19 protein-coding genes are annotated in these 23,928 nt (G+C 69.4%); 14 read left to right on the top strand and 5 right to left on the bottom strand.

The features are described from left to right. Positions 1-3 precede the first annotated feature (3 nt). The 3 genes from Psi02_RS22900 (at position 4) to Psi02_RS22890 (ending at position 2,485) form a co-directional block, all read left to right on the top strand. Positions 4-630, top strand: coding sequence for a response regulator (locus Psi02_RS22900; RefSeq protein WP_203977604.1), 627 nt, complete (start codon positions 4-6; stop codon positions 628-630). 158 nt (positions 631-788) lie between these two features. Next, positions 789-1,766 (top strand): ABC transporter ATP-binding protein, encoded by a 978-nt coding sequence (locus Psi02_RS22895; RefSeq protein WP_203977391.1) that lies wholly within the window; start codon positions 789-791, stop codon positions 1,764-1,766. Further along, a complete protein-coding gene (locus Psi02_RS22890; protein WP_203977389.1) occupies positions 1,763-2,485 on the top strand; it encodes an ABC transporter permease subunit in 723 nt (240 codons plus the stop codon). Before Psi02_RS22895 ends, Psi02_RS22890 begins: the two co-directional genes overlap by 4 nt. A 31-nt stretch (positions 2,486-2,516) precedes the next feature. Here Psi02_RS22890 and Psi02_RS22885 read toward each other — a convergent pair whose 3' ends face one another. Next, positions 2,517-3,032, bottom strand: a complete 516-nt coding sequence (locus tag Psi02_RS22885; protein ID WP_203977387.1) for a hypothetical protein — start codon at positions 3,030-3,032, stop codon at positions 2,517-2,519. 340 nt (positions 3,033-3,372) lie between these two features. On the opposite strand from Psi02_RS22885, the gene Psi02_RS22880 reads away from it, so the two are divergent. The 3 genes from Psi02_RS22880 (at position 3,373) to Psi02_RS22870 (ending at position 7,413) form a co-directional block, all read left to right on the top strand. Beyond that, positions 3,373-5,823, top strand: coding sequence for an MFS transporter (locus Psi02_RS22880; protein WP_239095085.1), 2,451 nt, complete (start codon positions 3,373-3,375; stop codon positions 5,821-5,823). Between the two features lie 200 nt (positions 5,824-6,023). Beyond that, positions 6,024-6,878, top strand: a complete 855-nt coding sequence (locus Psi02_RS22875) for a YceI family protein (RefSeq protein ID WP_203977383.1) — start codon at positions 6,024-6,026, stop codon at positions 6,876-6,878. 67 nt (positions 6,879-6,945) lie between these two features. Next, a complete protein-coding gene (locus tag Psi02_RS22870; RefSeq protein ID WP_203977382.1) occupies positions 6,946-7,413 on the top strand; it encodes a MarR family winged helix-turn-helix transcriptional regulator in 468 nt (155 codons plus the stop codon). 29 nt (positions 7,414-7,442) lie between these two features. Here the strand turns inward: Psi02_RS22870 and Psi02_RS22865 are convergent, their stop codons facing one another. Continuing rightward, entirely contained in the window at positions 7,443-7,592 is a 150-nt protein-coding gene (locus Psi02_RS22865) for a hypothetical protein (RefSeq protein ID WP_203977380.1), read from the bottom strand. A 217-nt stretch (positions 7,593-7,809) separates the two neighbouring features. Here Psi02_RS22865 and Psi02_RS22860 point away from each other — a divergent pair, with 217 nt between their 5' ends. Both Psi02_RS22860 and Psi02_RS22855 read left to right on the top strand, forming a co-directional pair. Then, complete coding sequence (locus Psi02_RS22860) at positions 7,810-10,068, top strand: ATP-binding protein (protein ID WP_203977378.1); 2,259 nt, start codon at positions 7,810-7,812, stop codon at positions 10,066-10,068. Positions 10,069-10,291: 223 nt separating this feature from the next. Continuing rightward, positions 10,292-12,175 (top strand): ABC transporter ATP-binding protein, encoded by a 1,884-nt coding sequence (locus Psi02_RS22855; protein WP_203977376.1) that lies wholly within the window; start codon positions 10,292-10,294, stop codon positions 12,173-12,175. A gap of 52 nt (positions 12,176-12,227) precedes the next feature. Here the strand turns inward: Psi02_RS22855 and Psi02_RS22850 are convergent, their stop codons facing one another. After that, the gene (locus tag Psi02_RS22850; protein ID WP_203977373.1) at positions 12,228-13,703 is read right to left on the bottom strand and encodes a M1 family metallopeptidase; all 1,476 of its coding nucleotides are present in this window, start codon (positions 13,701-13,703) and stop codon (positions 12,228-12,230) included. Between the two features lie 150 nt (positions 13,704-13,853). Beyond that, positions 13,854-15,254: a dihydrolipoyl dehydrogenase gene (gene lpdA / locus Psi02_RS22845; protein ID WP_203977371.1), complete on the bottom strand. Its 1,401-nt coding sequence runs from the start codon at positions 15,252-15,254 to the stop codon at positions 13,854-13,856. A gap of 282 nt (positions 15,255-15,536) precedes the next feature. On the opposite strand from lpdA, the gene Psi02_RS22840 reads away from it, so the two are divergent. The 6 genes from Psi02_RS22840 (at position 15,537) to Psi02_RS22815 (ending at position 23,227) form a co-directional block, all read left to right on the top strand. Continuing rightward, positions 15,537-16,175, top strand: coding sequence for an AAA family ATPase (locus Psi02_RS22840; protein ID WP_203977369.1), 639 nt, complete (start codon positions 15,537-15,539; stop codon positions 16,173-16,175). Next, positions 16,172-17,836, top strand: coding sequence for a tetratricopeptide repeat protein (locus Psi02_RS22835; protein ID WP_203977367.1), 1,665 nt, complete (start codon positions 16,172-16,174; stop codon positions 17,834-17,836). The genes Psi02_RS22840 and Psi02_RS22835 overlap by 4 nt, the downstream gene beginning before the upstream one ends. A gap of 153 nt (positions 17,837-17,989) precedes the next feature. Continuing rightward, a complete protein-coding gene (locus Psi02_RS22830; protein ID WP_239095084.1) occupies positions 17,990-19,174 on the top strand; it encodes a low temperature requirement protein A in 1,185 nt (394 codons plus the stop codon). Positions 19,175-19,466: 292 nt separating this feature from the next. Then, positions 19,467-21,461 carry a serine/threonine-protein kinase gene (locus tag Psi02_RS22825; RefSeq protein WP_203977363.1) on the top strand — a complete coding sequence of 665 codons (1,995 nt, stop codon included), beginning with the start codon at positions 19,467-19,469 and terminating at the stop codon, positions 21,459-21,461. A 125-nt stretch (positions 21,462-21,586) separates the two neighbouring features. Beyond that, entirely contained in the window at positions 21,587-23,002 is a 1,416-nt protein-coding gene (locus tag Psi02_RS22820) for a sensor histidine kinase (protein ID WP_203977361.1), read from the top strand. Positions 23,003-23,035: 33 nt separating this feature from the next. After that, entirely contained in the window at positions 23,036-23,227 is a 192-nt protein-coding gene (locus tag Psi02_RS22815; protein WP_203977359.1) for a hypothetical protein, read from the top strand. Positions 23,228-23,295: 68 nt separating this feature from the next. Here the strand turns inward: Psi02_RS22815 and Psi02_RS22810 are convergent, their stop codons facing one another. Continuing rightward, positions 23,296-23,868, bottom strand: coding sequence for a GNAT family N-acetyltransferase (locus tag Psi02_RS22810; protein ID WP_239095083.1), 573 nt, complete (start codon positions 23,866-23,868; stop codon positions 23,296-23,298). Between the last annotated feature and the right edge of the window lie 60 nt (positions 23,869-23,928).

The raw sequence follows: 23,928 nt of genomic DNA, 5'->3' as shown, positions 1-23,928 counted from the left end.
GTGATGGTCGCCGACGATCAGGCGATGGTCCGGACCGGCTTCGGAATGATCATCGACAGCCAGCCGGACATGAAACTGGTCGGCGAGGCGGCGGACGGCGTGGCAGCGGTCGCCCTGGCCCGGCGACTCCGGCCGGACGTGGCGCTGCTGGACATCCGCATGCCCCGGATGGACGGTCTGGAGGCGCTCCGGCTGCTGGCGGGCAAGGGCGTCGCCGATCCGATCAAGGTGGTCGTGGTGACCACCTTCGACCTGGACGAATACGTGCACACAGCGCTGAGCACCGGTGCGTGCGGGTTCCTGCTGAAGGACTCCGGCCCGGCGTTGCTGGTGGAGGCGGTGCGGGCCGCGGTGTCCGGCGACGCCCTGATCAGTCCCTCGATCACGGTACGGCTGCTGCAGCACCTCAGTCCCCCCGCCCCGGCGCGCGACGACGCGGGCCTGTCGCCACGAGAGCTCGACGTGGTGAAGCTGGCCGCCCGGGGCCTGACCAACGCCGAGATCGCCGAGCGGCTGTTCATCGCCGTCGGCACCGTGAAGACGCATCTGGGCAGCGTGCACATGAAGCTGGGCGCCCGCAACCGGGTGGAGATCGCGGCGTGGGCGTGGGAGCGCCGACTCATCGACTGAGATCGCCCCGGTTGGAGTGCCTGCGCATGCGCGGATCGCACGGCATGGAGATCTCGCCATCGTGGGAGCGGGCCGTGCATTCATTGACATCACGAATATCAAAGTGATATCACTTTTTTGAACCCCGGTGCGGGCCCGTCGACGAAAGGGCGGCACACATGGACGACCAGGACCACGGCAGGGGCGGCCCAGCGCTGTCCGTCCACGGTCTGAGCAAGCGCTTCGGGAACCGCGTCGCCTTCGAGGACGTGTCGTTCGAGGTCGGCCGCGGCGAGGTCTTCGGGTTCCTCGGGCCCAACGGCGCGGGGAAAACGACGACGGTACGGACGCTCGGCACGCTCATCACGCCGACGTCGGGGTCGGCGGAGATCGCCGGCATCCCGCTCGTGCCGCAGAACGCGGAGCGGATCCGCCGGCGAATTTCGATCATGCCCGAGTCGCCGGGCCTGTACCTGCGCCTGAGCGTGGCGGAAAACCTCGAGTGTTTCGCCGACCTCTACCGGACACCCGACCCGCGCGAACGCATCGCGCGCGCACTCCGGACCGTCGACCTGGCCGATCGGGCAGATGACGTCTGCGCCTCGTTGTCCAAGGGCCTGCGTCAGCGTGTCGCATTGGCCAGGGCGCTGCTCAGCGACCCGCAGATACTCTTCCTCGACGAGCCGACCGCGGGCCTGGATCCGGTCGCCACCCGAGCCGTCCACGAGCTGATCGACCGGCTCCGCCGGCGGGGCGTGACCATCTTCCTCACCACGCATCGCCTGGAGGAGGCCGAGCGACTCTGCGACCGCGTCGCAATCTTGAACACCACGCTGCGGACGATCGGCCGGCCCGGCGAGTTGCGCGATCAACTGTTCGCCAAGTCCCTCACGGTCACCACCCTTGCCCCGCTGCCCGACCCCGATCACATCTTCGCCGACCTCCCGGCCGTCGACGGCTGGCACCCGGACGGCAGCTGCGGCTACATATTGGCGGTCAGCGACCCGGCGGTCGCCGCGCCGGCCGCCACCCGCGCCCTGGTGGGCGCCGGCGCCGACGTTCTGTCGATCAGCTCGTTGCACCACTCGCTCCAGGACGTCTACCTCGAACTGGTCGGCACCGACACCCCCGCCGACGAACAGGCGGGGCGCAGATGAGCATGAGCAGCAGGCGCATCCGGGCCATCGTCCGCAAAGAGCTGCGAGAGTACCGCCGCACGCCCTCCATCGTCGTGACGATGGCGATCATTCCACTGATCTTCCTCGTCCAGCCGCTCGTCGTGGTCTTAGGCCTGACCGCCTCTTCCGCAGGCCCGCTGGCGCACGAGCATGTCCTGCTGTATCTGCTGGGCATCCCGGCGCTCGTGCCCGTGCTGATCGCCGCGTACGCGGTGGCAGGCGAGCGCCAGCAGGGCACCCTCGAGCCGCTGCTCACCACACCGATACGCCGCGAGGAGCTTCTGCTGGGCAAGGCGCTGGCCTCGCTCCTCCCGTCGGCCGCGGTGGCGTACGCGGTCTATGCGGTCTTCATCGCCTGCGTCGAGCTCTTCGCGGATCCGGCCGTGGCCTCAGCGCTGCTGCAGTGGCCGCAGATCCTCGCTCAGGTGCTCTTCACGCCGCTGATCGCCACCTGGTCGATCTGGGCCGGCATGGGCATCTCCGCGAAGTTCACCGACGTCAGGGTCTCCCAGCAACTCGGCCTGCTCGCCGGTCTCCCGACGGTCGCGCTGACATCCCTCATCGCGTTCGACGTGATCCACCCGACGCCCGGCCGTGCCCTCGCCCTCGTGGCGGCGCTGCTGTTGCTCGACGGCCTCGGCTGGCGGATCGTCTCCGCGGTGTTCGACCGCGAACGGCTCATCACCGGCACCCGCTGACCGACAGGCCGGTCATCCGGGGGCCGCGCGATCAGCTCGCGGAGCCGCCGAGGGCCCGCAACGCGGCGGCGAGCAACTGGGAGCGGTCCGCCGCCGGCAGGCTGCCCCCGTTCGACGTGAGCAGGGCCAGCGTTCCGTTCTTCACGACCGCGTAGGCCGCCTGCGCCCGGACCTCACCCGGACGGCCCGGCCCGTCGCCTGCCAGGACGACGACGATTGCCTCGTTGATCTCACGCGAGCGGGTCACGAGGGCGCCACGGGCGGACTGCAACGAGGGGTCGTTGCCGATCACGTCCACCAGCCCGTGCAGCTCCACGGTCGTGTCGACCACCGCCGCGAGCAATTCAGCCGCCGGACGGTCCGCGCTGTCAGGACCGGCCAGCCGGGCGTACGCGTCGAGCGGCTCGGCCAGCAGCGCCTCGACGATCGCCGACTTCGACGGGGTCCGGTCCAGCGTGTACGCCTCACCCGACCGGCGGGAACCGGCCGTCCTGATGGAGATGATGCGCGTCGCCGACGGCAGGATCGCCGAACTCTGGGGCGTCACCACCCTGAAGTGGCGCTGAATCGGCCGCGCCGAACCCCTCGGGCCGATCAGCGCGCGGGGAGATCGGACATAAGCGCCATACCCCCCATACAGGTTGCCTCAGGCATTCACATATAGTTGCCCTCGGCAACCAGATGAAACCCACCCCATTGGCGTCTGAGAGCTGCCGACAGCTGTTTTCCCCGTACCGCCTCGCCGAGCCCCTCGATGACCCGACGAGGAGATCGCCGAACTCCCCGCCGCGCGCGCCTCCCGCACCCCACCGCGCGGCTCGGACAGTGAAAGGACTTAGATGACAACCGCAGTACCGGCCGAGGCGCGGGATCTGCATTCTGCTCCGATGTCGCACCGGCAGATCCTGGAGGCGCTGTCGGGACTGCTGCTCGGCCTGTTCGTGGCGATCCTGGCAGCGACCGTCGTGTCGAACGCACTGCCCACGATCATCGCCGATCTGCACGCGAGTGAGACCACCTACACCTGGGTGATCACCACGGACCTGCTCGCGACCACGATCTCCACGCCTCTGTGGGGCAAGCTCGCCGACCTGATCAGCAAGAAGTTACTCGTCCAGCTGAGCCTGATCATCTTCGTGGTCGGCTCGGCGATCGCGGGGCTCTCACAGGACCCCGGGATGCTCTTGGCGGCCCGGGTCGTCCAGGGCATCGGCGCCGGCGGTCTCACCGCCCTCACTCAGGTGATCATGGCGGTGATGATCTCGCCGCGTGAACGCGGCCGCTACTCGGGCTACCTCGGCGCGGTCTTCGCCCTCGCCACCATCGGCGGCCCGCTCATCGGCGGCGTGATCGTGGACACCTCCTGGCTGGGCTGGCGGTGGTGCTTCTACGTCGGCGTGCCGTTCGCCATCGTCGCGCTGATCGTCCTGCAGAGGACGCTCCGCCTCCCCGTGCACAAGCGGGAGGTCAAGATCGACTGGACCGGCGCGGTGCTGATCGTCGCCTCGGTGTCCCTGCTCCTGATCTGGGTCTCCTTCGCCGGGAACAAGTACGACTGGCTGTCCTGGCAGTCCGGCGTGATGGTCGGCGGCGCAGTGGTGCTGGCGCTGCTCTTCCTGCTCGTGGAGAGGAAGGCCCGAGAGCCGGTCGTGCCGCTGCGGCTGTTCCGCAAGAGCGCGATCAGCCTGGCCGTCGTGTCCAGCCTGCTGGTCGGTGTCGCCCTGTTCGGTGCGACCACCTTCCTCAGCCAGTACTTCCAGCTGGCGCGTGGTGAGACGCCGACGAAGGCGGGGCTCATGACCCTGCCGCTGATCCTCGGTCTTGCCGTGTCGTCGACCGCAGCCGGGCAGATCATCACCCGCACCGGCCGCTGGAAGATCTTCCTGGTCATCGGCGGCCTGTTCCTCACCGCCGGATTCGGGCTCATGGGAACGTTGCGGTACGACACCGACTACTGGCTCCTGGCCGTCTACATGGTCGCCATCGGCATCGGCGTCGGCCTGACCATGCAGAACCTCGTCCTGTCCGTCCAGAACCAGGTGAGCTCCGCGGACCTCGGGGCGGCCAGTTCGGTCGTCGCGTTCTTCCGTACGCTCGGCGGCGCGATCGGCGTCTCGGCTCTCGGAGCCGTGCTGGGCCACCGGATCACGGACTACCTGAACGAGGGCCTCACAAGGTTGGGGATCCACAACACTCTGAGCGAGGGTGCCGTTCCCCGGCTGTCCGCGCTGCCCGCCCCCATCCGGGCGGTGGTCCAGAGCGCGTACGGCCACGGCGTCGGCGACGTGTTCCTGTACGCGGCGCCGAGCGCGCTGCTGGCGCTGATCGCCATCCTCTTCATCAAGGAGGTCCCCCTCCGTAGCTCCGGTTCCGAGCAACTTCCCGCGGGCGCGGGCGCGGACGCGCCGGCGGCGAACGGCTCGGCGCCCGGCCGGCACGCGCACCGCGACACGCAGGAACTGGTGTCCGTCGGCGCCGGCGCCCAGGGAGGGCCCAACGGCCTGGCCGGCGCACCGGCAGAGGCCCGGACAGCGGCACAGCACGCGGCGTACGCCTCGGCGGGCGCCGGCGAAACCGGGGCCGGCAGCGGAATCCGCGGCTTCGTCCGCGGCGCGGACGGCACGCCGATGAGCCACGCCACCCTCACTCTGATCGATGTGCGGGGTCACCAACTCGGGCGCGCGGTCACCACGCCGGACGGCGGGTACAGCATGTGGACGCCCGGCAGTGGCACGTACGTCCTGATCGCCTCCGCCAGCGATTACGACCCTCAGGTCGCGACCGTCGTCGTGGGCGACCAGCCGCTGGACTTCGACCTGGTGCTCGCGGGCTCGGGGAAGCTCTCCGGGACCGTGCGCGACGCGGAGGGCGCGCCGGTGGCCCAGGCGATGGTCATCGTGACGGACGTGCGCGGCGAGGTGGTCACCACGGCGGTGACCGACTCGGACGGCGCCTTCGGCTTCGTGGGAGTCGTCGCGGGGACCTACACGCTCGCGGTCAGCGCCGCCGCGCACCGTCCGGCCGCGGTGCCGGTCGAGGTCGGGACCGGCCAGACGAGGCAGGACATCGAACTGCGGCCCGGCGCCCACGTCCGGGGCACGGTCCGGGGCAAGGGCGGCGGCGGCCCACTCGCCGACGCCAGGGTCACGCTGCTCGACTCCGGGGGCAACGTCGTCGGCACGGCGACGACCGGTGAGGACGGAGAGTACGCCTTCGCCGACCTCACGGATGGTCAGTACACCCTCATCGCCACCGGGTACCCGCCCGTGGCGAGCGCCCTCAACCTGACCGGGCAGGGCGACGACGAACACGATCTCGTGCTCGGACACCCCGAGTGACGCCGGGGCCGCGTCCCCGGAGAGGGAGCGGCCCTGCGGGGCCCTACGCCGCCACGGCCGGGAACGGAGCCTGGCGGCGAGGGGCGAGGAGAAGACCGGCCGGGCCCTCGACGGGCCGGCGAGGGGGGATGCCGGGCGGCCTCGGAAGAGGCGCCCGGCATGGCGGACGCCGCCCGACGAGCAGTGAAAGCAGGAACAGCATGTACACCAGCCCGCAGACCTCCGAGAGCGCGGGGCGGCGCGGCCTGCACGCCCTCTTGCGGACGAAAGACGGCTGGGCGGTACAGCACGCGGTCGTCACCGTGACCGACATGTCCGGCCATCAGGTCGTACGTGCCGAGGCGGACGACGACGGGGCGGTGCTGACCGGCCCTCTCGCGGCCGGCGTCTACACCGTCGTCGTCACCGCGGTCGGGTACTCCCCCATCGCCTCGACGGCGATCGCGACCGCCTCCGGCACCGCCGAGCTGGGCACCCTCGTACTCACGCGGCAGGGCGGCGTGGAGCTCCCGCCGCCCGGGGTGTGGACCATCGACCCGGCCCACTCCAAGGTGGCGGCGACCGCGCAACACCTCGGGCTGTCCAGCGTGCAGGGCCGGTTCGCCGACTTCTCCGGCCGGATCGACATCGGCCCGAGCGCCGACACGTCCAGCGTCGTGGCCGAGATCGACGCCGCGTCGATCAACACGGGCAACGGCACGCGTGACGACCACCTGCGCTCGGCGGACTTCCTCGACGTCGGGCCGCATCCGACGATCTCCTACCGGAGCACCGGGCTGTCCCCCGCGGGCCCGGATCGGTGGACGCTGCATGGTGTCCTGAACATGAGCGGCATCACCCGGCCGGTCGACCTCGATCTGAGCTACCTCGGCACGAGCCCCGATCCGTGGGGTGGCCTGCGAGCCGCGTTCCGTGCCGTCACCGAGTTGCGCCGCGAGGATTTCGCGATGAATTACAACCAGGTGGTGCAGGCGGGGATCTCACTGATCGGAGCCACTCTGAAGGTCGAGTTGGACATCCAGGCGGTCCAGGGGGAACTCCAGCCGCAGGCCTGATCGGTTCCGCGCCACGGGAACACGCCGGGTGCCCTGATACTGCTGAAGAAAGGCGGGTGACAGCGAGATGACCAAGACGACAGCGGTGGTCCCCGTCGAGGGGCGTGAAGCGTACTCGGCGGTCGAGCACCAGCTCGGCGTCCTGTTCCGGCGATCTCGCGCCCTGTCCGCCGAGATGAGGCGCGCGGTGCACCCCGAACTGGACGCCGGCGCGTACGGGCTGCTCGTCCGCATCCACGAGGCCGCTCCGGCACGTCCCAGCGACCTGGCCGCCTACTACGGCATCGGCAAGGCCACCATCAGCCGCCAGCTGAAGGTCCTCGAGATGCTCGGGCTGATCGAGCGCGCCCCCGATCCCGTCGACGGCCGCGCCCACTTCCTCGAACTCACCGACGAAGGACAGCAGAGACTCGACCGCGCGCGGAGGGCCCGCCAGGAGCGTTTCCGCGCGCTGCTCGACACCTGGCCGGAGGACGAGGTCCGGCTGCTGGCCGACATGTTGTCCCGTTTCAACGCCCTCACCGAAACCTTCTGAGACCGTCCGCCCGGAAAGCCGCGCCGCCGTCACCCGTTGTAGGCCGCGACGGCGCTGAAGAAGACGACCAGGGTCGCGCCCGTGGCCCCGCCGCCGGTCAGGACCGCACGAGCCCAGCCCGCGCCGGTACGCAGCGTGATGAACGCGGCCACACAGCCGAAGTTGACCGCGACCGACATTGCCAGAAGCAATACGAATACCTGAAGCACACTCACTGCCGGCGACCTCTCCTCGTCCGCATTTCCCCGCCTTGGGGTGACGCAGTCGAGCGTGGCCGTCCAACCCGGTGTCCAGCACCCCTTTGATGGGCTTTGGACAGCTTGCCCGCATCCGGCCAGGTCGTCGTCTTATCCTGCATGAGCGAAATGCCCGTCTGGACAGACGACAGGAGCGGCGATGGCCGGCGGTCCGTTCTTCGATGCCCTGCGGGCGGCCGGTGGAATTCGCGACGGGAAGCTGGAAGGCGAGCCCGCGGACAGGGAGCTGGCCCGGCGGGCGAAGGTCTCGCCGACCACGATCGGCCATTGGCTGGCCGGCCGACATTTCCCGCAACGATTCGACGTCCTCCGGAAGGTCATCGAGGGGCTCCGTTCCGAGGCCCACCGCCGAGGCGTGCTCGACGACGAGGTGGCGGACCTGCTGAACGTCGACCACTTGCACGACCTGCATGAAGTGGAGGCTCGGCGGCGAGCCGCCCTCACCGGCGAAAAGGTCACTGGGGCGCAGGCCCGTTCCATCCTCTCGGGGCAGGACGGCCGATCCCGCTCGCCGTGGCCTCATGGCGGTCTGCCGGACAAGGACGGAGATCTCGTAGGCCGGGAGCGGGAGGTCGGCGAACTCCTGAGCGTGCTGGACCCGGCCGGCGGCGGCCCTCCAGTGGCACTCGTCGCCGGGATGGCCGGGGTGGGCAAAAGCGCTCTGGTGACGGAAGTGGCGCACACGGCCGTGGCTAACGGCTGGTTCCCCGGCGGGACGCTGTTCGTGGACCTGTGCGGCTACGACCCCGACGAGTCGATGGACGGCGACCAGGCCGTCCGGATGGTGCTGCGTGACCTCAATGTGCCCGAGCAGGACACGCATCCCACTGCGAAAGCACGCCAGGCGCAGTATCGCTCGCGGCTGGCCGAGCGCGGCGGCCCCGTGCTCGTCGTGCTGGACGGCGCATCCTCCGACGGACAGGTACTGCCGCTGCTCCCAGGGCCGGGGGGCCACCGGGTGCTGGTGACCTCCAGGCACACGCTCGACAATCCGCGCAACGCCCTGCACGTCGATCTCGACGTACTGACCACCGCGGCCGCGGTGGAGCTCCTCGGCGGACCCGGCGCCGGCGACCGGGAGCAGGAGCGCCGGTTGGCCGAGCTCTGCGGGCACCTGCCGCTCGCCCTTCAGATCGTGGCGGCGTTGCTGAGATTCGACCGATCCCGCCCTCTGGCCGACCTGGCACGACAGCTCGCCGACGAGCACCGGCGCCTGGACACCCTGGAGTACCGCGACTCCCTGGTGCGCGGCGTCCGGGCCGCTCTCGCGTTGTCCTACGCGAAGCTGACGGACCCGCAGAAGCGCCTGCTGCGCCTGCTGGCGGTCAATCCCCGCCATTCGGTCGGCGAGATGAGGCGGTTCATCCCCGCCAACCCATATTTGTCCACCCCCGCGGTCATGGCGTTGGCCGCCGCCCCGCATCCAGAAGTCCGGGAAACGCTGCTCGCACTCAGGAGAGCGCACCTGCTCCAGCAGGTGGTGCGGGATCGTTCCCTGGAACGGGAGCACTGGCGCTTGCACGACCTGGTGCACCTGTTCACCGGAGAACAGGACATGGCGGGGGACGAACCAGACGCGGCAATCCTGCGACTCGGACGGTACTTCCTGTCTCATGAGTTCGTCCGCGGCATCGGGGCCCGGGTCCTGGTCGACGGCCGGCCTGCGGCCCGCGTCGAATGGGTGGACGAACTGGGTGACTACGCGATCTCCGGCGACGTACCAGCCGACCACGTTCCGCCGGGCTTCGAGTGGAACGCCGAACACCGCGTATGGGCGAACCACGACGGAGCCACCGCGTTACGCAAGGCATGGGCGATAGAAGAGGCCAAGGCGATCGGCGACCGGCAGGCCGAAGGCGTCGCCCTCGCCGAGTATGGGGTGCTGGTACTCCAGGAGGGAAGACTGGACACGGCCATCGACGCCCTCCAACGGTCGGTGAAGGCCCTGGGCGATACCGGCGATCAGAGTGGCGCACGAGACCGGGCCCTCATCGACCTCGCCATCGCCTTGGCCTCCAGCGGGCGATGGGAAGACGCTCAGATGCCCGTCCTCGCGATCGTCACGTCATCCGAGAGGACCGATGAACTGCGCGACCGCGCCGAGGCCGTCATCCAGGAGACCGGCGACCGCCACACCCAGGGCGCGATCCGCGCGGGCCTGGCGAACATACTGAGAATGAAGAAGCGTCCCGACGAGGCCATCCACGGACTGCACAAAGCGGCCGCCGTCTTCCGCGAGCTCGCCGACCGGCACTGCTGGGGCTACACGCTGGCCAATCTCGGCTGGGCACTGCACGAGACCTCCCGCCACCAGATCGGCGACGACTACCTGCGGCAGGCGGACAGAATCCTCAAGGAATGCGGCGGGCAGGAGTCAGCACGAGTCCTGCGCCTCTGAGAATCGTCCCGACGGCTGCCGACCCGGCGCCCGCTCCAGGCGGCTGACCTGCGTCAACCGGCCACGCGTCCCCTCACCCGCACCCCTGTGGGTGATTTATTCCCGAATGGGGTTACTGTCGGAATTAGACCCACCTGAGGAACCGACCAAGGGAGGGATCGATGGGTATCGGAAAGATCTTCCCAACGAACCTCGGCTCATCTGATTCAGAGAGCTGGGGCTGTTGCAGGCGACGTCGGCGGCGGCGCTGGCGTCGTTGGCGCAGGCGCTGGTGGTGGTGAGCACACCGGCACGACCGGATAGGAGCCGGCGGGTCACCCGTCGGCTCCCTTCCTTCACACGTTCTCCGGAAGACCCGCCAGGCGCGCACGCTCTTTCCGTCGCTCCCTTCGTCTCCATCCGTACGAGTTTTCGGCGGTTCTGGCCCTACACCCATGGCCTGCGCTGGCTGCTGGCCGTGAGCGTCGCCGCGGCGATCCTGGCCGCGGCCTGCGAGGTCGCCGCGATCCGGCTCTTCGGGCTCATCACCGACGAGGTCCTCAGCCGCCAGGACCTCGGCGCGTTCTGGACGCCCGCGATGGCCTGGCTCGGCCTCGCGGCCGTCGCCGGCGCGGCGTCGTTCGCCGGCGCCTACGGCGCAGCCGTCGTCGGGGAGCGCTTCCTGCTGCGACTGCGCGACAACGTGTTCGAACATCTCCAGACGCTGACTCCCGACTTCTTCGAGAACCGCCGGCTCGGCGACCTGATGGCCCGGCTGACCGACGACATCGAGGCCATCGAGGAACTCGTGGCCTCCGGCCTGATCCGGCTGATCACCGCGATGATCAGCGCGGTCTTCTTCGCCGCCGCCGCCATCTACATCAGGTGGGACCTCGCGCTGGTGACATTCGCGCTGGTGCCGGCGTTCCTCCTGATGGCCAAGGTGTTCGCGGCGCGCTTCAGGCATGCGGCCGCGCGTGAGCGCTACAGCAACGCCCTCATGAACAGCACCATCGAGGAGGCCCTGTCGAACCAGTCGCTCGTGCAGGGCTACAACCGCCAGGACGCCGAGGCCCGGCGCCTTCACGAGGCCGGCCGTGGGTGGCTGCTCGCCAATCTCTCCCAGGCGCGGTTGTCCTCCCTGTACGGCCCGGCCGCACAGGTGATCGAGACCTGCTGCCTGCTCGTGATCATCGGCGTCGGGGCGTGGGAGATCGCTGAGGGCAGGCTCACCATCGGCGGGCTGCTGGCCTTCGCCGCCTACCTGGCCTACCTGTATCCGGCGGTCCAGCAACTCGGGGAGATCGCGCTCACCGTCTCGGAGGCCGCCGCGGGCTCCGACCGCATCATGGAGGTGCTTCGGGCCCGTCCCGCCGTCAGCGACCGGCGTGACGCCCACCTCATCGCCCCCCGTTCCCGGGGCCACGTCGAGTTCCTCGACGTCGACTTCACCTATCCCACCAGGACCCGCCCGACGCTGAGCGGGCTGTCGTTCAGCGCCCTGCCCGGCGAGCTGATCGTGTGCACCGGCCCGAGCGGGGCGGGCAAGTCGACCGTCGCCAAGCTGCTGATGCGGTTCTACGACCCCACCGCGGGGCGCATCCTGCTCGACGGCACGGACATCCGCGATCTGCCGCGCCATGTGCTGCGCGACCGCATCACCCTTCTCCAGCAGGAGAACCTGCTCTTCTCCGGAACGGCGCGCGACAACATCGCCTACGGCCGGCCCGGAGCGGGCCAGGCCGAGATCGTGGAGGCCGCGGTCGCGGCCGGCGCGCACGACTTCATCCGGGCGCTTCCGCTCGGCTACGACACGCCCATCGGTCAGCGGGGGCGGCTGCTGTCCGGCGGCCAGCGGCAGCGGATCGCCATCGCCCGCGCGCTCCTGCGGGACGCTCCCGTGCTGGTCCTCGACGAGCCGATGACCGGGCTCGACGAGCCGACCGCGTTAAGGATCATGGAACCGCTCCGCAGGCTGATGACCGGGCGCACCACCATCCTCATCACCCACGACCTCCGCCTCGTGCCGGAGGCGGCCGAGAAGGTGGTGCTCGAACCCGGCCGGGACTCCGGACGAATCCGGCTCCGGATGTCCCGGCGGCGGGGCCCGTCATTGCGCAGTGCGTGAGCCCGCCGCCGGCTCGGCCGACCCGCACATGGGCGGCGTCGGCCGGATGGTCCTAGCGTCGATCCTTCAATGACTTCGGTGGTGTGGTCCGCGAGTCCAGCCAGGCGTCGATGAAGGCGGTGAAGTCCCGGCCGGTCTGCTCGTTGACGAAGGCCGTGAAGGAGGCCCGCGTCTGCTGGGTGTTCCGGTGGTCCTGCGCCCAGGCGCGGGCGAGCGCGAAGAACTTCTTGTCGCCCAGGGTGTTGTGCAACTGGCGGAGCATCGCCGCCGCGCAGATGTAGACGTTGCCCGCGGCGAACTCCGACGGCCTGGGGTGACCGGGCGGACCGAACTCCTTGCGCAGAGCCGCGTCGGACTGCCGGAACCAGCCGTCGAGGGAGGCGTCCGGGATCTTGTCCCTTTCGCTCTGGTAGAGGAACTGGGCGTACGTCGCCCAGCCCTCGTTCAGCCACACGTCCGTCCAGTCGGCCGGGGTGACGGTGTCGCCGAACCAGTGATGGGAGTACTCGTGCAGGACGTCCAACTCCAGTCCGTCCGCTCCCTCCTTGGCCACGGCGGACCCCAGAGTGATCATCTGCTGGGTCTCCATCCCGGAGTCGGAGTCCACCATGACGACGCCGCCGCTGGGGAAGGGATAGGGGCCGAACTTCTTCTCCAGCCAGGCCAGGTACTTCGGGGACTTCTTCAGAACGGGGAGGGCACGCTTGTCCCGCGGCAGGTACCAGTAGGTCAGCGGCAGCCCGTGCGGGCCTTTCGCGGCGGCCTTCTTGTACTTGCCGACGGCGAGCGTGGTCAGGTAGGACGCCACGGGATCGGTGCTCTGGTAGCGGAAGGTGTCGCCGTCCCGCCCCTTGGGGGAGCCACTGGCGATGCCGGACCAGCCCTTCGGCACCGTCACCGAGATGTCGTACAGCGCCTCGTCCGACGGCTGGTCGTTCGCCGGATACCAGGTGAAGGCCCCGAACGGCTCCTGCATCGTCCACAGACCGCCGTCCCGGTCGACGGTGAGCCCGAGCGGATGTGCGTCACTGCGCTTCGACGGCATCGGGGTCGTCATCGGCTTGCCGTGGTAGCCCACGACGAGGGTGAACGGCTTGTCCTCGGTGACGGGGGTCGCGACGGTGAGCTTCTCCTCGGTCACCTTGCCGGTGGCGGGGGCGTCGTCCACGGTCAGCGAGTCGATTTCGTAGGGCGTGAAGTCGAGGCTGAAGGACGCCGCGTCCTTCGTCGGCCGGACCTGCAGAGTGGCCGTGCCGGTCAGGACGCGCTTGGACGGCGACCAGTCGAGCGACAGGTCGTAATGCAACACGTCCAGGGCGTCGGTGCCCCGCTTCGGGTAGATCGGGTCGACGACGGGCGTGGAGCGCCCGGCGTTCCAGACGGCGTACTTGTCCTCGGCCGCCGCCGGCGACGCGGTGGCGGACACGACGGCACGGGGGGCGGGTTCGGGAGAGGTGGAGGTCTCGGCCGTACAGCCGGTCATCAGCAATACCGGCACGAGCGCGGCGTAAAGGAGGGGGCGATACACGGACGACAACCGTATAGCTCATGATCAAAGTACGAAACGCGTTATATCCACTTTCCGAAGACGCTGCGAAGGAGGGGCGCGGCGCATCCGCCGACGGAGAGCCCTTCGCCTTTGCGAAAGGCTCTCCCGTCCTCGCGAAAACGGACGAGCTCAGAAATTGATCATGTGCCCGGCCAGCCCGTGGACGGCCTCCTTGACCGCCTCCCCGAGCGTGGGGTGGGCGTGCACGTTGCGCGCAACCTCGTGCACCGTCAGATCCCATTGCTGGGCCAGCGTCAGCTCGGGCAGCAGTTCGGTCACGTCGGGCCCGATCAGGTGCGCGCCGATGATCTCGCCGTACGCCGCGTCGCTGAGGATCTTGACGAAGCCGGCGGTGTCGCCGAGGCCGTGGGCCTTGCCGTTCGCCGTGAACGGGAACTTCGCCACCTTGACGTCGAAGCCGCGCTCGCGCGCCTGAGCCTCGGTGTGGCCGAAACTCGCGATCTGCGGCTGGCAGTAGGTGGCCCGGGGGATCATGACGTAGTCGAGCTCCATCGTCTCGGCGTCCGCGATCGTCTCCGCCGCCACGATGCCCATGGACTCGGCCGCGTGCGCGAGCATGAGCTTGGCCGTCACGTCGCCGATCGCGAAGATGTGCGGCACGTTCGTACGGCAATGCCCGTCGATGTCGATGGCGCCCCGGTCGGTCAGGCGTACGCCGGTGTTGTCCAGCCCGTAGCCCTCGACCCGCGGCTGGAAGCCGATGGCCTGCAGCACCTTGTCGGCCTCGAGGATCTCCGACTGCCCGTCGCGTGAGACGGTGACCCTGACCTTGTCGCCCGACTCGTCGATCGCCTCGACCCGGGTCGAGGTCAGCACGTCGATGCCGAGCCTCTTGTAACGCCGCGCCAGCTCGGCGGAGACCTCCTCGTCCTCGAGCGGCACGAGGCGGTCGAGGAACTCGACGATCGTCACCTTCACGCCGTAACCGTTGAGCACGTACGCGAACTCGACGCCGATGGCGCCCGCACCCGCGATCACGATGCTCTCGGGGAGCTTCTCGCTGAGGATCTGCTCCTCGTACGTCACGACCCTCTCGCTCAGGGACGTGCCCGGTAGCAGCCGGGTGGTGGCGCCGGTGGCGATGATGCAGTGGCCGAACGTCACCGTCGTCGTGGTGCCGTCGGCGCCGTCCACGCGCAGGGTGTTCGGATCGGTGAAGGTGCCCCGCCCGTCGTATTCGGTGATGCCGTTCTTCTTCATCAGGAAGTGCACGCCCTTGACCCGGCCGTCGGCGACCTTGCGGCTGCGCCGGAAGGCCTCGCCGTAGTCGAAGGTGATCTCACCGTCGACCTGGATGCCGAACGTCTTGGCCTCACGGGACAGGAGGTTGACGAGTTCGGCGTTGCGCAGGAGGGCCTTGGAGGGGATGCACCCAACATTGAGGCACACGCCGCCCCAATAACGCTCTTCGATGACCGCCGTACGGAGCCCGAGCTGGGCCGCCCGGATCGCGGCGACGTACCCACCGGGTCCCGCGCCGAGGACCACGACGTCGTAATGATCGCTCATGTCCGGACCCTACGCTTCTCCGTCCCTCGCCCGGCGGCGGGGGTCCCGCCAGCAGGCGGAGACTCGGCCACACGAACGGGCGGATGGACGAGGCCACGTGCGTCTGGGACAGCAAGGACCGCCTGGTCGCACAGGCCACGCAGCCGGCGGCGATCCGCATGCCGATGTGAGCGGACACCGTCGACACGTAACCACGCTGCGAAGACCCCGGCCACGTCGCAGGGCAGTACTGCCGCCTTTGAACGGGTAGGCCGAGTCAGGCTTCGATTCTATTGTCGGGGCATGGATCTGCTGAGTGCCGCGGCCTCGGCCGCCGGGGTCGCCGCACTGGGGGTCGGCGCGTGGCAGCTTCGGGTGGCGGTGCTGGATCGTCGCGATGTCCGGCGCGCCGGAGGCGGACCACCACGTTCGCCGTCCGCCGATACCACTGGTGCGCTTCCAGTCGCGGCGCCGTACGGCCGTCTGCCGTCAGAGGTCCTGGGCCGCGACGGCCTCAAGGCGGAGCTGAGGAGCGTGCTGACGCGCAGGGGCAGGCGCGCTTCCCAGGTGTTGGTGCTGGCCGGGATGGGAGGAGTCGGCAAATCGACGCTGGCGCTGTGGCTGGCGGCGGAGTTCCGTCGGCGCGGGCGGCCCGTATGGTGGGTGAACGTCGCGGATTCGATGTCGTTGCGTGGCGGGATCGTGGAGATCCTCCGACGGCTGGGCGCGCCCGAATCACTTCTGCGGGACGTGAACGATGCCGCGCCGACCGCGGCCGACCGGTTCTGGACGTTCCTGGCCGAGCGCCCCGCCGGAAGCCGAAACGCTCTGCTGGTGTTCGACAACGCGGACGTGCCATCCGTCCTGGCCGCGGACGGTACGTCGACACCTGCGGATGGCGCGGGTTGGGTGCGGAAGGCGGCGGGATCCTCACCGTGGTGACCACGCGGGTAGGCGATCCGCAGGTCTGGGGCGGCGGGATGCGGGTGGTGCCGCTGAAGCTCCTTGACGACATCACGGCGGCAGCCGTACTTCGAAGAACCGCTCCGGGCATCCCCGATCCGGACGGGCGGCAGGCGGTGGAGCTTGCGCGGCGCCTTGGCGGGCTGCCCCTCGCGCTGCATCTGGCGGGGGTGTATCTGACTTCTCCGTTCGCGAGGTGGCACAGCTTCGCGGACTACCGGCGAGCGTTGGACAGCGGTCAGGCGGCGGTCACCGAATTGGATGCCGTGCGCTCCGACGCGTGGGCGACGGTCTCGCGCACCTGGGAGCTTGCCCTGGACGCGCTCGCGGAACAGGGCGTGGACCGGGCGAGGGAGGTGCTGTATCTGCTGGCCTGCTTCGCGCCGACCACGCCGATTCCCATGGCCATGCTCGCCTCGTCGGTGAGCGAGCAGATCTTGCGCGCTCTCGCCGAAATGGCGTTGATCGACGCCGTTCCGGTGCCGGGTGGCCTGCCCGACCTCACGCTTCATCCGGTGGTGGCCGACACCTGCCGGGCGCGGATGACGACGGACATCTCGATTCCGGAGCTCGCCGTACGGTTGGTCGGCACCACTGCCGAGGCGCTGGAGATCGAACGTCCCGCCGACTGGCCGCACTGGGAGAAGCTGATCCCGCATGTGGAGGCACTGCTCACCTGGGCGGCCCCTCATCTCGGCACCCCGGCGCTGCTGAGCCTGTCGCAGGTCGCGGGTCGCGCGCACTACTCGCTGTGGCTGATCGGGAACAGGGAGGGCGCGGGTGGTGAGGGGATAGCGCGCTTGCTCCTCGCCGCGGCGTCCAGGCTCGGGGACCTGCATCCCGAAGCGATCGAGGCCCGCCACGTTCTCGGTGTCACACTGGTCGCCCGAGGCCGGAACCGCGAAGCGGAAGACCTGTTCCGTGCCGTCCTTGAGGACCGGCGGAGCGTGCTGGGCGATGGCGATCCGCGCACGCTTCTCACCAGAGACCAGCTCATCGGGGCCATCATGGCTCAGGGGCGCTACGGCGAGGCCGAACAGATGTACCGCGATCTGATCGCCGACCAGGAGGCGTTTCTGGGCCCCGAACACACCGACACGTTGACGACCATCGTCGATCTCGCCTGGTCGGTCGGAATGCGCGGAGACGCCGAACAGGCCGCCGACCTTTGCCGCCGAGCCCTGGAGGTCGACCGCCGCGTCCTGGGCGACGAACATCCCAGAACGCTCGACGCCTGGGCGGATCTGGCGCATTGGACCAACGAGGGCGGCGCGCACCAGGACGCCGAAGCATTGTCCGCCCAAGTCGTGAACACCTTGTCTCGCGTGCTGGGTGCCGACCATCCACTGACGCTGACAAGCAGGGCGACCCTGGCCCGCACGCTCGCGGCACTGGGCCGCCCATCACCGGCCGAGAGCATGCTGCGTGACGTTCTGGCCACCATGGACCGGGTCCTCGGCGCCACCGACGCCCGGCTGCTCACCACCCGCCGCGATCTCGCCAACGTGCTCGCCGCCCAGGGCCGCACTCACCAGGCCGAACGGATCTATCGTCAGGTGCTGGACCTCCAGCGGCAGCACCTCGGACCTGCCCACCCGGAGACGCTGAAGACGAGCCGTTCGATCGCCCTCCATACGTGATGAACGGGCGCAAGCAGATCTCGGCCACACGAACGGGGTCGGCGTCGCTCAGGTGTCACAGATCGGAGCCCTGCCCGGTCTTCTGTGAGGACGAAGACGCGCGGCGACAGGAGCAAGATCTTGCCATCAGCAGGCATCAGAGTCCGGATCCGGATGAGCGCGCGTGCGATCGACGAGCCACACCGCGTCTCAAGCCAGCTCGAGTTGCTCTTCGACCTCACCTTCGTGGTCGCGATCGCGGCCGTCACCGCCCAGTTCGGACACGATATCGCCGACGGTCACGCCCTGGCCGGGCTCGTCCCGTTCCTCCAGGTCTTCTTCGCGATCTGGTGGGCGTGGATGAACTTCACCTGGTTCGCCTCGTCCTACGACACCGACGACGCCGCCTACCGGCTGCTGACCATGGTGCAGATGGCGGGCGTGCTGGTCCTCGCCGCCGGCGTGCCGGCCGCGGCCGACCACTCCGACTATCGCGCGGTCACGTTCGGCTACATCATCATGAGGATCGGGCTCGTCGCCCAATGGCTGCGGGCCGGCGCCGACGACGCGGCGAGCCGGCGCACCGCACTGCGCTACGCCGCCGGGATCAGCCTCATGCAGGCCGCCTGGGCACTCCGCCTCGTCCTTTCAGAAACGGGCGCCCTGCCGCCATCGGCTCAAGTACCGTTCTTCGCCTGCCTGGTCGCCTTGGAACTCGCGGTGCCACGCTGGGCCGAACGGACCAGACCCACCAACTGGCACCCGCACCACATCGCCGAGCGCTACGGCCTGTTCACGATCATCCTGCTGGGCGAGAGCGTCCTCGCCGCGACAAGGAGCGTCGAAGGAGCGATCAAGGCGGACGAGGTCAGCGGCTCTCTCGTCCTCATCGCCGTCTCCGGTCTCGCCCTGCTGTTCGCCCTCTGGTGGCTGTACTTCCTCGCACCGGCCGGCGACGGTCTCAGCGTCCGTCGCCATCGTTCCTACCTGTGGGGATACGGCCATTACGGCCTCTTCGCGGCCCTCGCGGCCCTCGGCGCCGGCCTTGAGGTCGCGGTCGAGCAGACCGGACACGACCTCAACACATCACCCCTCGCCGTCTGCTACGCCGTCGCGATCCCTGTCGGCGTGTTCCTCATCCTGCTCTGGATGGTCCACGCGTCGATCCTGGCGAAGCCCGTCATCCATCCCGCGGTGATTCTGGGCTGCGTCACCGTCATCCTGCTGTTGCCGCTCGGGACGTCGCGGACCGGAGTGCCCGCCGCGGTCGCGGCGATCGCCGTCGTCTGCGCCCTGGCGATCATCGTCACCGTCGCTCCGAAACCCCGGGCCCGGCGCGCAGCAGCTCTCGCCGAATGAATCCTGGATCACCGTGCCGTTTTGCCGCAGCCCGTGCGACTCCCCGATTCGGGGCGTGTGATCGCCCGCCATCCCCTGAGCTGCACGGAAACACCATCCGCGAAATGTCTACCAAATGTAGCATTTAGTTACTTAAAGGAATCTAATCCATAAACCCTGACATATGCTTGAACGCCGTACCTGTCCGTAACTGAGCGATCACAGTGATGATCTACCAATCCCCTGCCGATCCACGTATTCGATGAGGCGTACATCCAGGGACTCGGGAGCGTCATCACTCCGGGGGAAAACGATGAACGCCTGGCCCATCCCGGGATACCGGGAAGAACGCGTGCTCGGGTCCGGAAGGAGCGGCCAGGTCGTCCTCGCCACGTACACGGAGACCGGCGTCCCTGTCGCGATCAAATATCTGAGCGACGAGCTCAGCTCCGACTCCCGCTTCCGCCTCGCGTTCCGCGACCAGGTCCGCCGGATGATCGAACTCGGCGATCCGCACATCGTGCACTGCTACGGGCTTGTCGAGAGCCCTCTCGGCGCCGCCGTCGTCATGGAGTTCGTGGACGGCGTGTCGCTCCGCGAGATCCTCGACGAGTACGGTTCCACCAGCCCGGAGGCGGCGCTGGCCATACTGAAGAGCTCGCTGCTCGGGTTGTCCACCGCGCACGGCGCCGGCATCGTCCATCGCGACGGCAAACCCGGGAACGTCCTCGTCCAGGCCGACGGGTTCAGCAAGCTGACCGATTTCGGCATCGCCACCGTCATGGACGGCGGCCCGGGCATGCTCGCGGGCACCCCGCCCTACATGGCGCCCGAGCAGTGGAACGGTGCGCCTGCCGGCCCCGCGACCGACATCTACGCGGCGACGTGCGTCTTCTTCGAGTGCCTCACCGGGCGCGAACCGTACCGAGCGGACCACCCGGCGGCCCTCCCCCACCTGCACCAGAGCGCGGCGATCCCCGTGGAGGCCGTGCCGGGCTCGGTCAGGAACCTGGTGAGCCGGGGGCTGGCCAAGAATCCGGCGGACCGCCCCGTGACCGCCGGGGCGTTCATCGGCGAACTGGAGACGACGGCGCTCGGAGCGTACGGGCCGGAGTGGGAGCGTCGCGGCCGGCGTCACCTCGCTGAACTGGCCGCCCCTCTGGCCCCGGGCTTACCCCTGGCAACGCCGGCGCCACGGACGATCACCACCCCCGCGCGGACCAGGCGGAAGCGGTCACTGCGCCACGGGCCGCGGGTCCTGATCGGAGCCGGGGCGCTCGCGGTGGCCGTGACAGCGGTGGCCGTGCTCGCCGTCGATCGCCATGACGCGACCATTTCCGACGCCTCCGCGCCGCAGACGACCTCGCCTGGCACTCACCATGCCTCTCCGACACCGACCCGGACACCGACCCCGAGTCCCACCCCGAGCCGTACACGCGCACCGGCCCCCGTCGCGGTCAAGGTGAGCGACCTGACCATCGCCGGCTTCGACGGGCGCACCGCCACGATCCGGGCGAGGACGTCGACGCCGAAGAGCGTCACCCTCACCGTGCGCTTCGCCGAGGGGGCGTCCGCGTCCACGCTCACGGCGGGCCGTACGACGACGTTCGTCCTCACGGGCTCCACCGCCTACAACCGGGCGATCGACGGGGGGTTCGCCACGCCGAGCTGCGGCGAGACCGTATACCGGCAGGTCACGGTGTCGACGACCACGAAGACGTCCGTTGGGGCGCGGAGCGAGGTCGTCGCGGTGAAGGGCGACCCGTGCACGCCGCCCACTGTGTCGATCTCCTCCTGGAACGGCAGCACTCTCTCGGTCAGGGTCAGGAACGTCACGCCGGACCCCGTCACGCTGACGGCCACCTTCCGCCAGACGATCACCGTGGGCCCGAAGACCGTGGAACGCACCTCCAAACGGCGGGTCGAACTGTCAGGCCACTCGGTGTACGACCAGAAGCTCAGAGTGCGGTTCAAGACCCCCCAGTGCGGATACGCGGACGTCCGAAAGGTCACGGTGAAGGTCGGTTCCGCTCTCGGCACGGCCGAGGACTCCGCAAGGGCCGTACACAAGGGCGCCTCCTGCGCCGAACCGGCCCCGACCACGGAACCCCACACCGGCAGGCCTCCGCGTGGCCCGTCCGGCGAACCCGGCCACATGCCGAACGCCGAGTCCGGCCACAAGCCGGGCACCAAGTCGGGCACCAGGCCGAGCGCCAGGCCCCGCGGCGACGCCAAGGCCAAGCAGGACACCACTTCCAAGCAAGGCGCCGCGTCCAGCGTGCCTTCGCAGGCCCGCAACCGCGGGTAGCGCCAGTGAGCCAGTAGATCGCCGGCGTGAGTCGCCGCGTCCATCGCACCGGCGCACAGTCCCCCGTAGTGGAACCCCGCTGCCGCGACCGGGCGGCCATGTGGTCCACTGACAGGGGGAGTGGAATGAGTGCGAGACGCCGACTCTCGATCACCACACGCGTCACTCTGTTCACCGGTGTCGTGGCCACTGTGCTGTCCGCGCTGCTGGCCACCGTTGTCATGGTCGCGATTGAGCGTTACGCCGTCGAGTCCGCCACCGAGGAGATCACCGCGGCGGGAGCGCGCGTGGCCATCCAGTTGGAGCAGGGGCGGCTGCAATACCCCCTCGCGACCCTCCCACTGCGGAGCATCCAGGTCGTCGACTCACGCCGCCATGTCGTCGCCTCGACTCCGGACCTGCGAGGGAGGCCGCCCATCGCGGCGTTCACCCCAGAAGGGAGGAACGCCTCCACGTCCGTCGTCTGCGGAGGAGTCCACTCCGGCAGATGCGACCTCGTGGTCGCACAGCGCGTCCATCGCCGCGGCGAGCGATGGATCGTCTACGCCGCCTCACCCGCGGTCCCCTTCTGGGTGGACCCGCGACTGGCCACGCTGGTCGGCGGCTTGGCGGCCTTGCTGGCCGTGATCGTCACCTGCCTCGGCCGTCGGACGGTCGTCGCCTCCCTACGACCCGTGACCGCGATCCGGAGCGAACTCGACCAGATCAACGCGGCCAGCTCCGGACGCCGTGTTCCCGTGCCTCCCACCGACGACGAGATCCACGAGCTCGCGGAGAGCGTCAACCACACGCTGTGCCGGCTGCACGTGGCGCTGCGGGAGCTGCGGACCGCGCTGGACCGGCAGCGCCAGATGGTCGCCGACGTCTCCCATGACCTGCGGACTCCTGTCACCGCCATGCGCGCGGAGGTCGAAGACGCTCTGCTCGCGCCCGACGAGACCAGCGTGACGGCGCTCGGCGCAGCCGTCATGCCCCGCCTCGATCGCCTGCAGGCGATCGCGCAGAACCTGGTGACCATCACGCAGCTCGAATCGGGGATGGCGGGCGCCCACGAGCCCGTCGACCTGTCCGAACTCGTCGCCGCGGAGCTGTGCTCCCGGCCGCCGGCCAAGCGGATCGACACCTCGATCGACCCCGGCGTGGTCGTGCTGGGCGACAGGTCACGGCTGGCACGCCTGTTCACCAACCTCATCGACAACGCCGAGCGGCACGCCCAGATCGCGCTCAGAGTCTCCGTACGGCAGGAGCCGAGCGCCTCCCTCGATGATCCAGGCTTCCCGCACGGCGTCGCGGTCATGGAAGTGATCGATGACGGCCCGGGCATCGATCCGGACAAACGTGAGCTGGTGTTCCAGAGGTTCACCCGGCTGGACCCCCCACGCACCACGTCCGCCGGAGGGGCCGGGCTCGGACTGACGATCGCCCGGCAGATCGCGGAGGCCGGCGGCGGGACCCTCGGGATCGAGGACAGCCTGTGCGGCGCGCGGTTCGTTCTCCGGCTCCCGGCCGCATCGCCGCCGGGAGGGCCGTCTGACTTCTGATCATCCGATCCGACCGACGCGTTCCTGCCCAACATGCTTCCGTACCGCGTCGGCACACCCGCCTCGTTCGGGTTCGCGGGGTGGAACGGCCGCACCCTGACCGACAACGCCCCGGACGTGATGTTCTCCTTCGCCGGCAACACGCCGGTCAGCATCGGGATCACCAAGGAGTCCGTCACAGGGAAGCCGTCACGGACCTTCCCTTATGTGCCCGCCGTGGCATAAACGGCAGCGTGGGCAAGCGATCTTGCCCGGCCTCACGTGCGCCGGGGTACGGCTATCGCCCGCCCGCGTCAGGCGTCGTCGTCGAGGCGGGCATGGAGGTGCATGTCGTCCCAGCCATCGGCATGGCGGGCCTCGCCCCGTTTCGTACCCTCTACGGCGAAGCCGGCGTGGTGGGCGACCCTGCAGGACGCGACGTTCGCCGTCGAGTGGCACAACTCGACGCGGTGCAGCCGGAGCGTTTCGAAGCACCACGCGCTGAGCGCTGACAACGCTCGCGGGGCGATGCGTCGACCGCGCGCTCCGGGCAGTACCCAGTACGACACCTCGGCCAGGCCTTCGAAAAGATCGATCCGACGCAGGCTGATCTGCCCGGCGACGTCCCCCGCGTCGAGTACGGCCCACCCGGCACCGGTCTCACCGCGCCACCGGCCCGGCCAGGCACCTATCCAATCGCGGGCCTCGTCTTCGGTCATCGATCGGCAGTGCCAGCGCTGAATGGCAGGATCGGCGTAGCCCGCCACGACAGCCGGATGATCCGACACCTGCCAGGGCCGGAGCACTACGCCGTTCAAACGGATCTCGGGCTGCGTCAGCGCCGCCATCGAGCCGGGAGGCAGAGCGGGCGTGGCAAGTAACGGCACATTCCGACTCTAAGGCACGCCACGATGCCCGTCCCGATGATGTTCGGCCGAAGGCCCCCC

The organism is Planotetraspora silvatica (assembly GCF_016863315.1).
GTDB lineage: Bacteria > Actinomycetota > Actinomycetes > Streptosporangiales > Streptosporangiaceae > Planotetraspora > Planotetraspora silvatica.
This window is presented reverse-complemented; position numbering and strand designations above follow the sequence as displayed.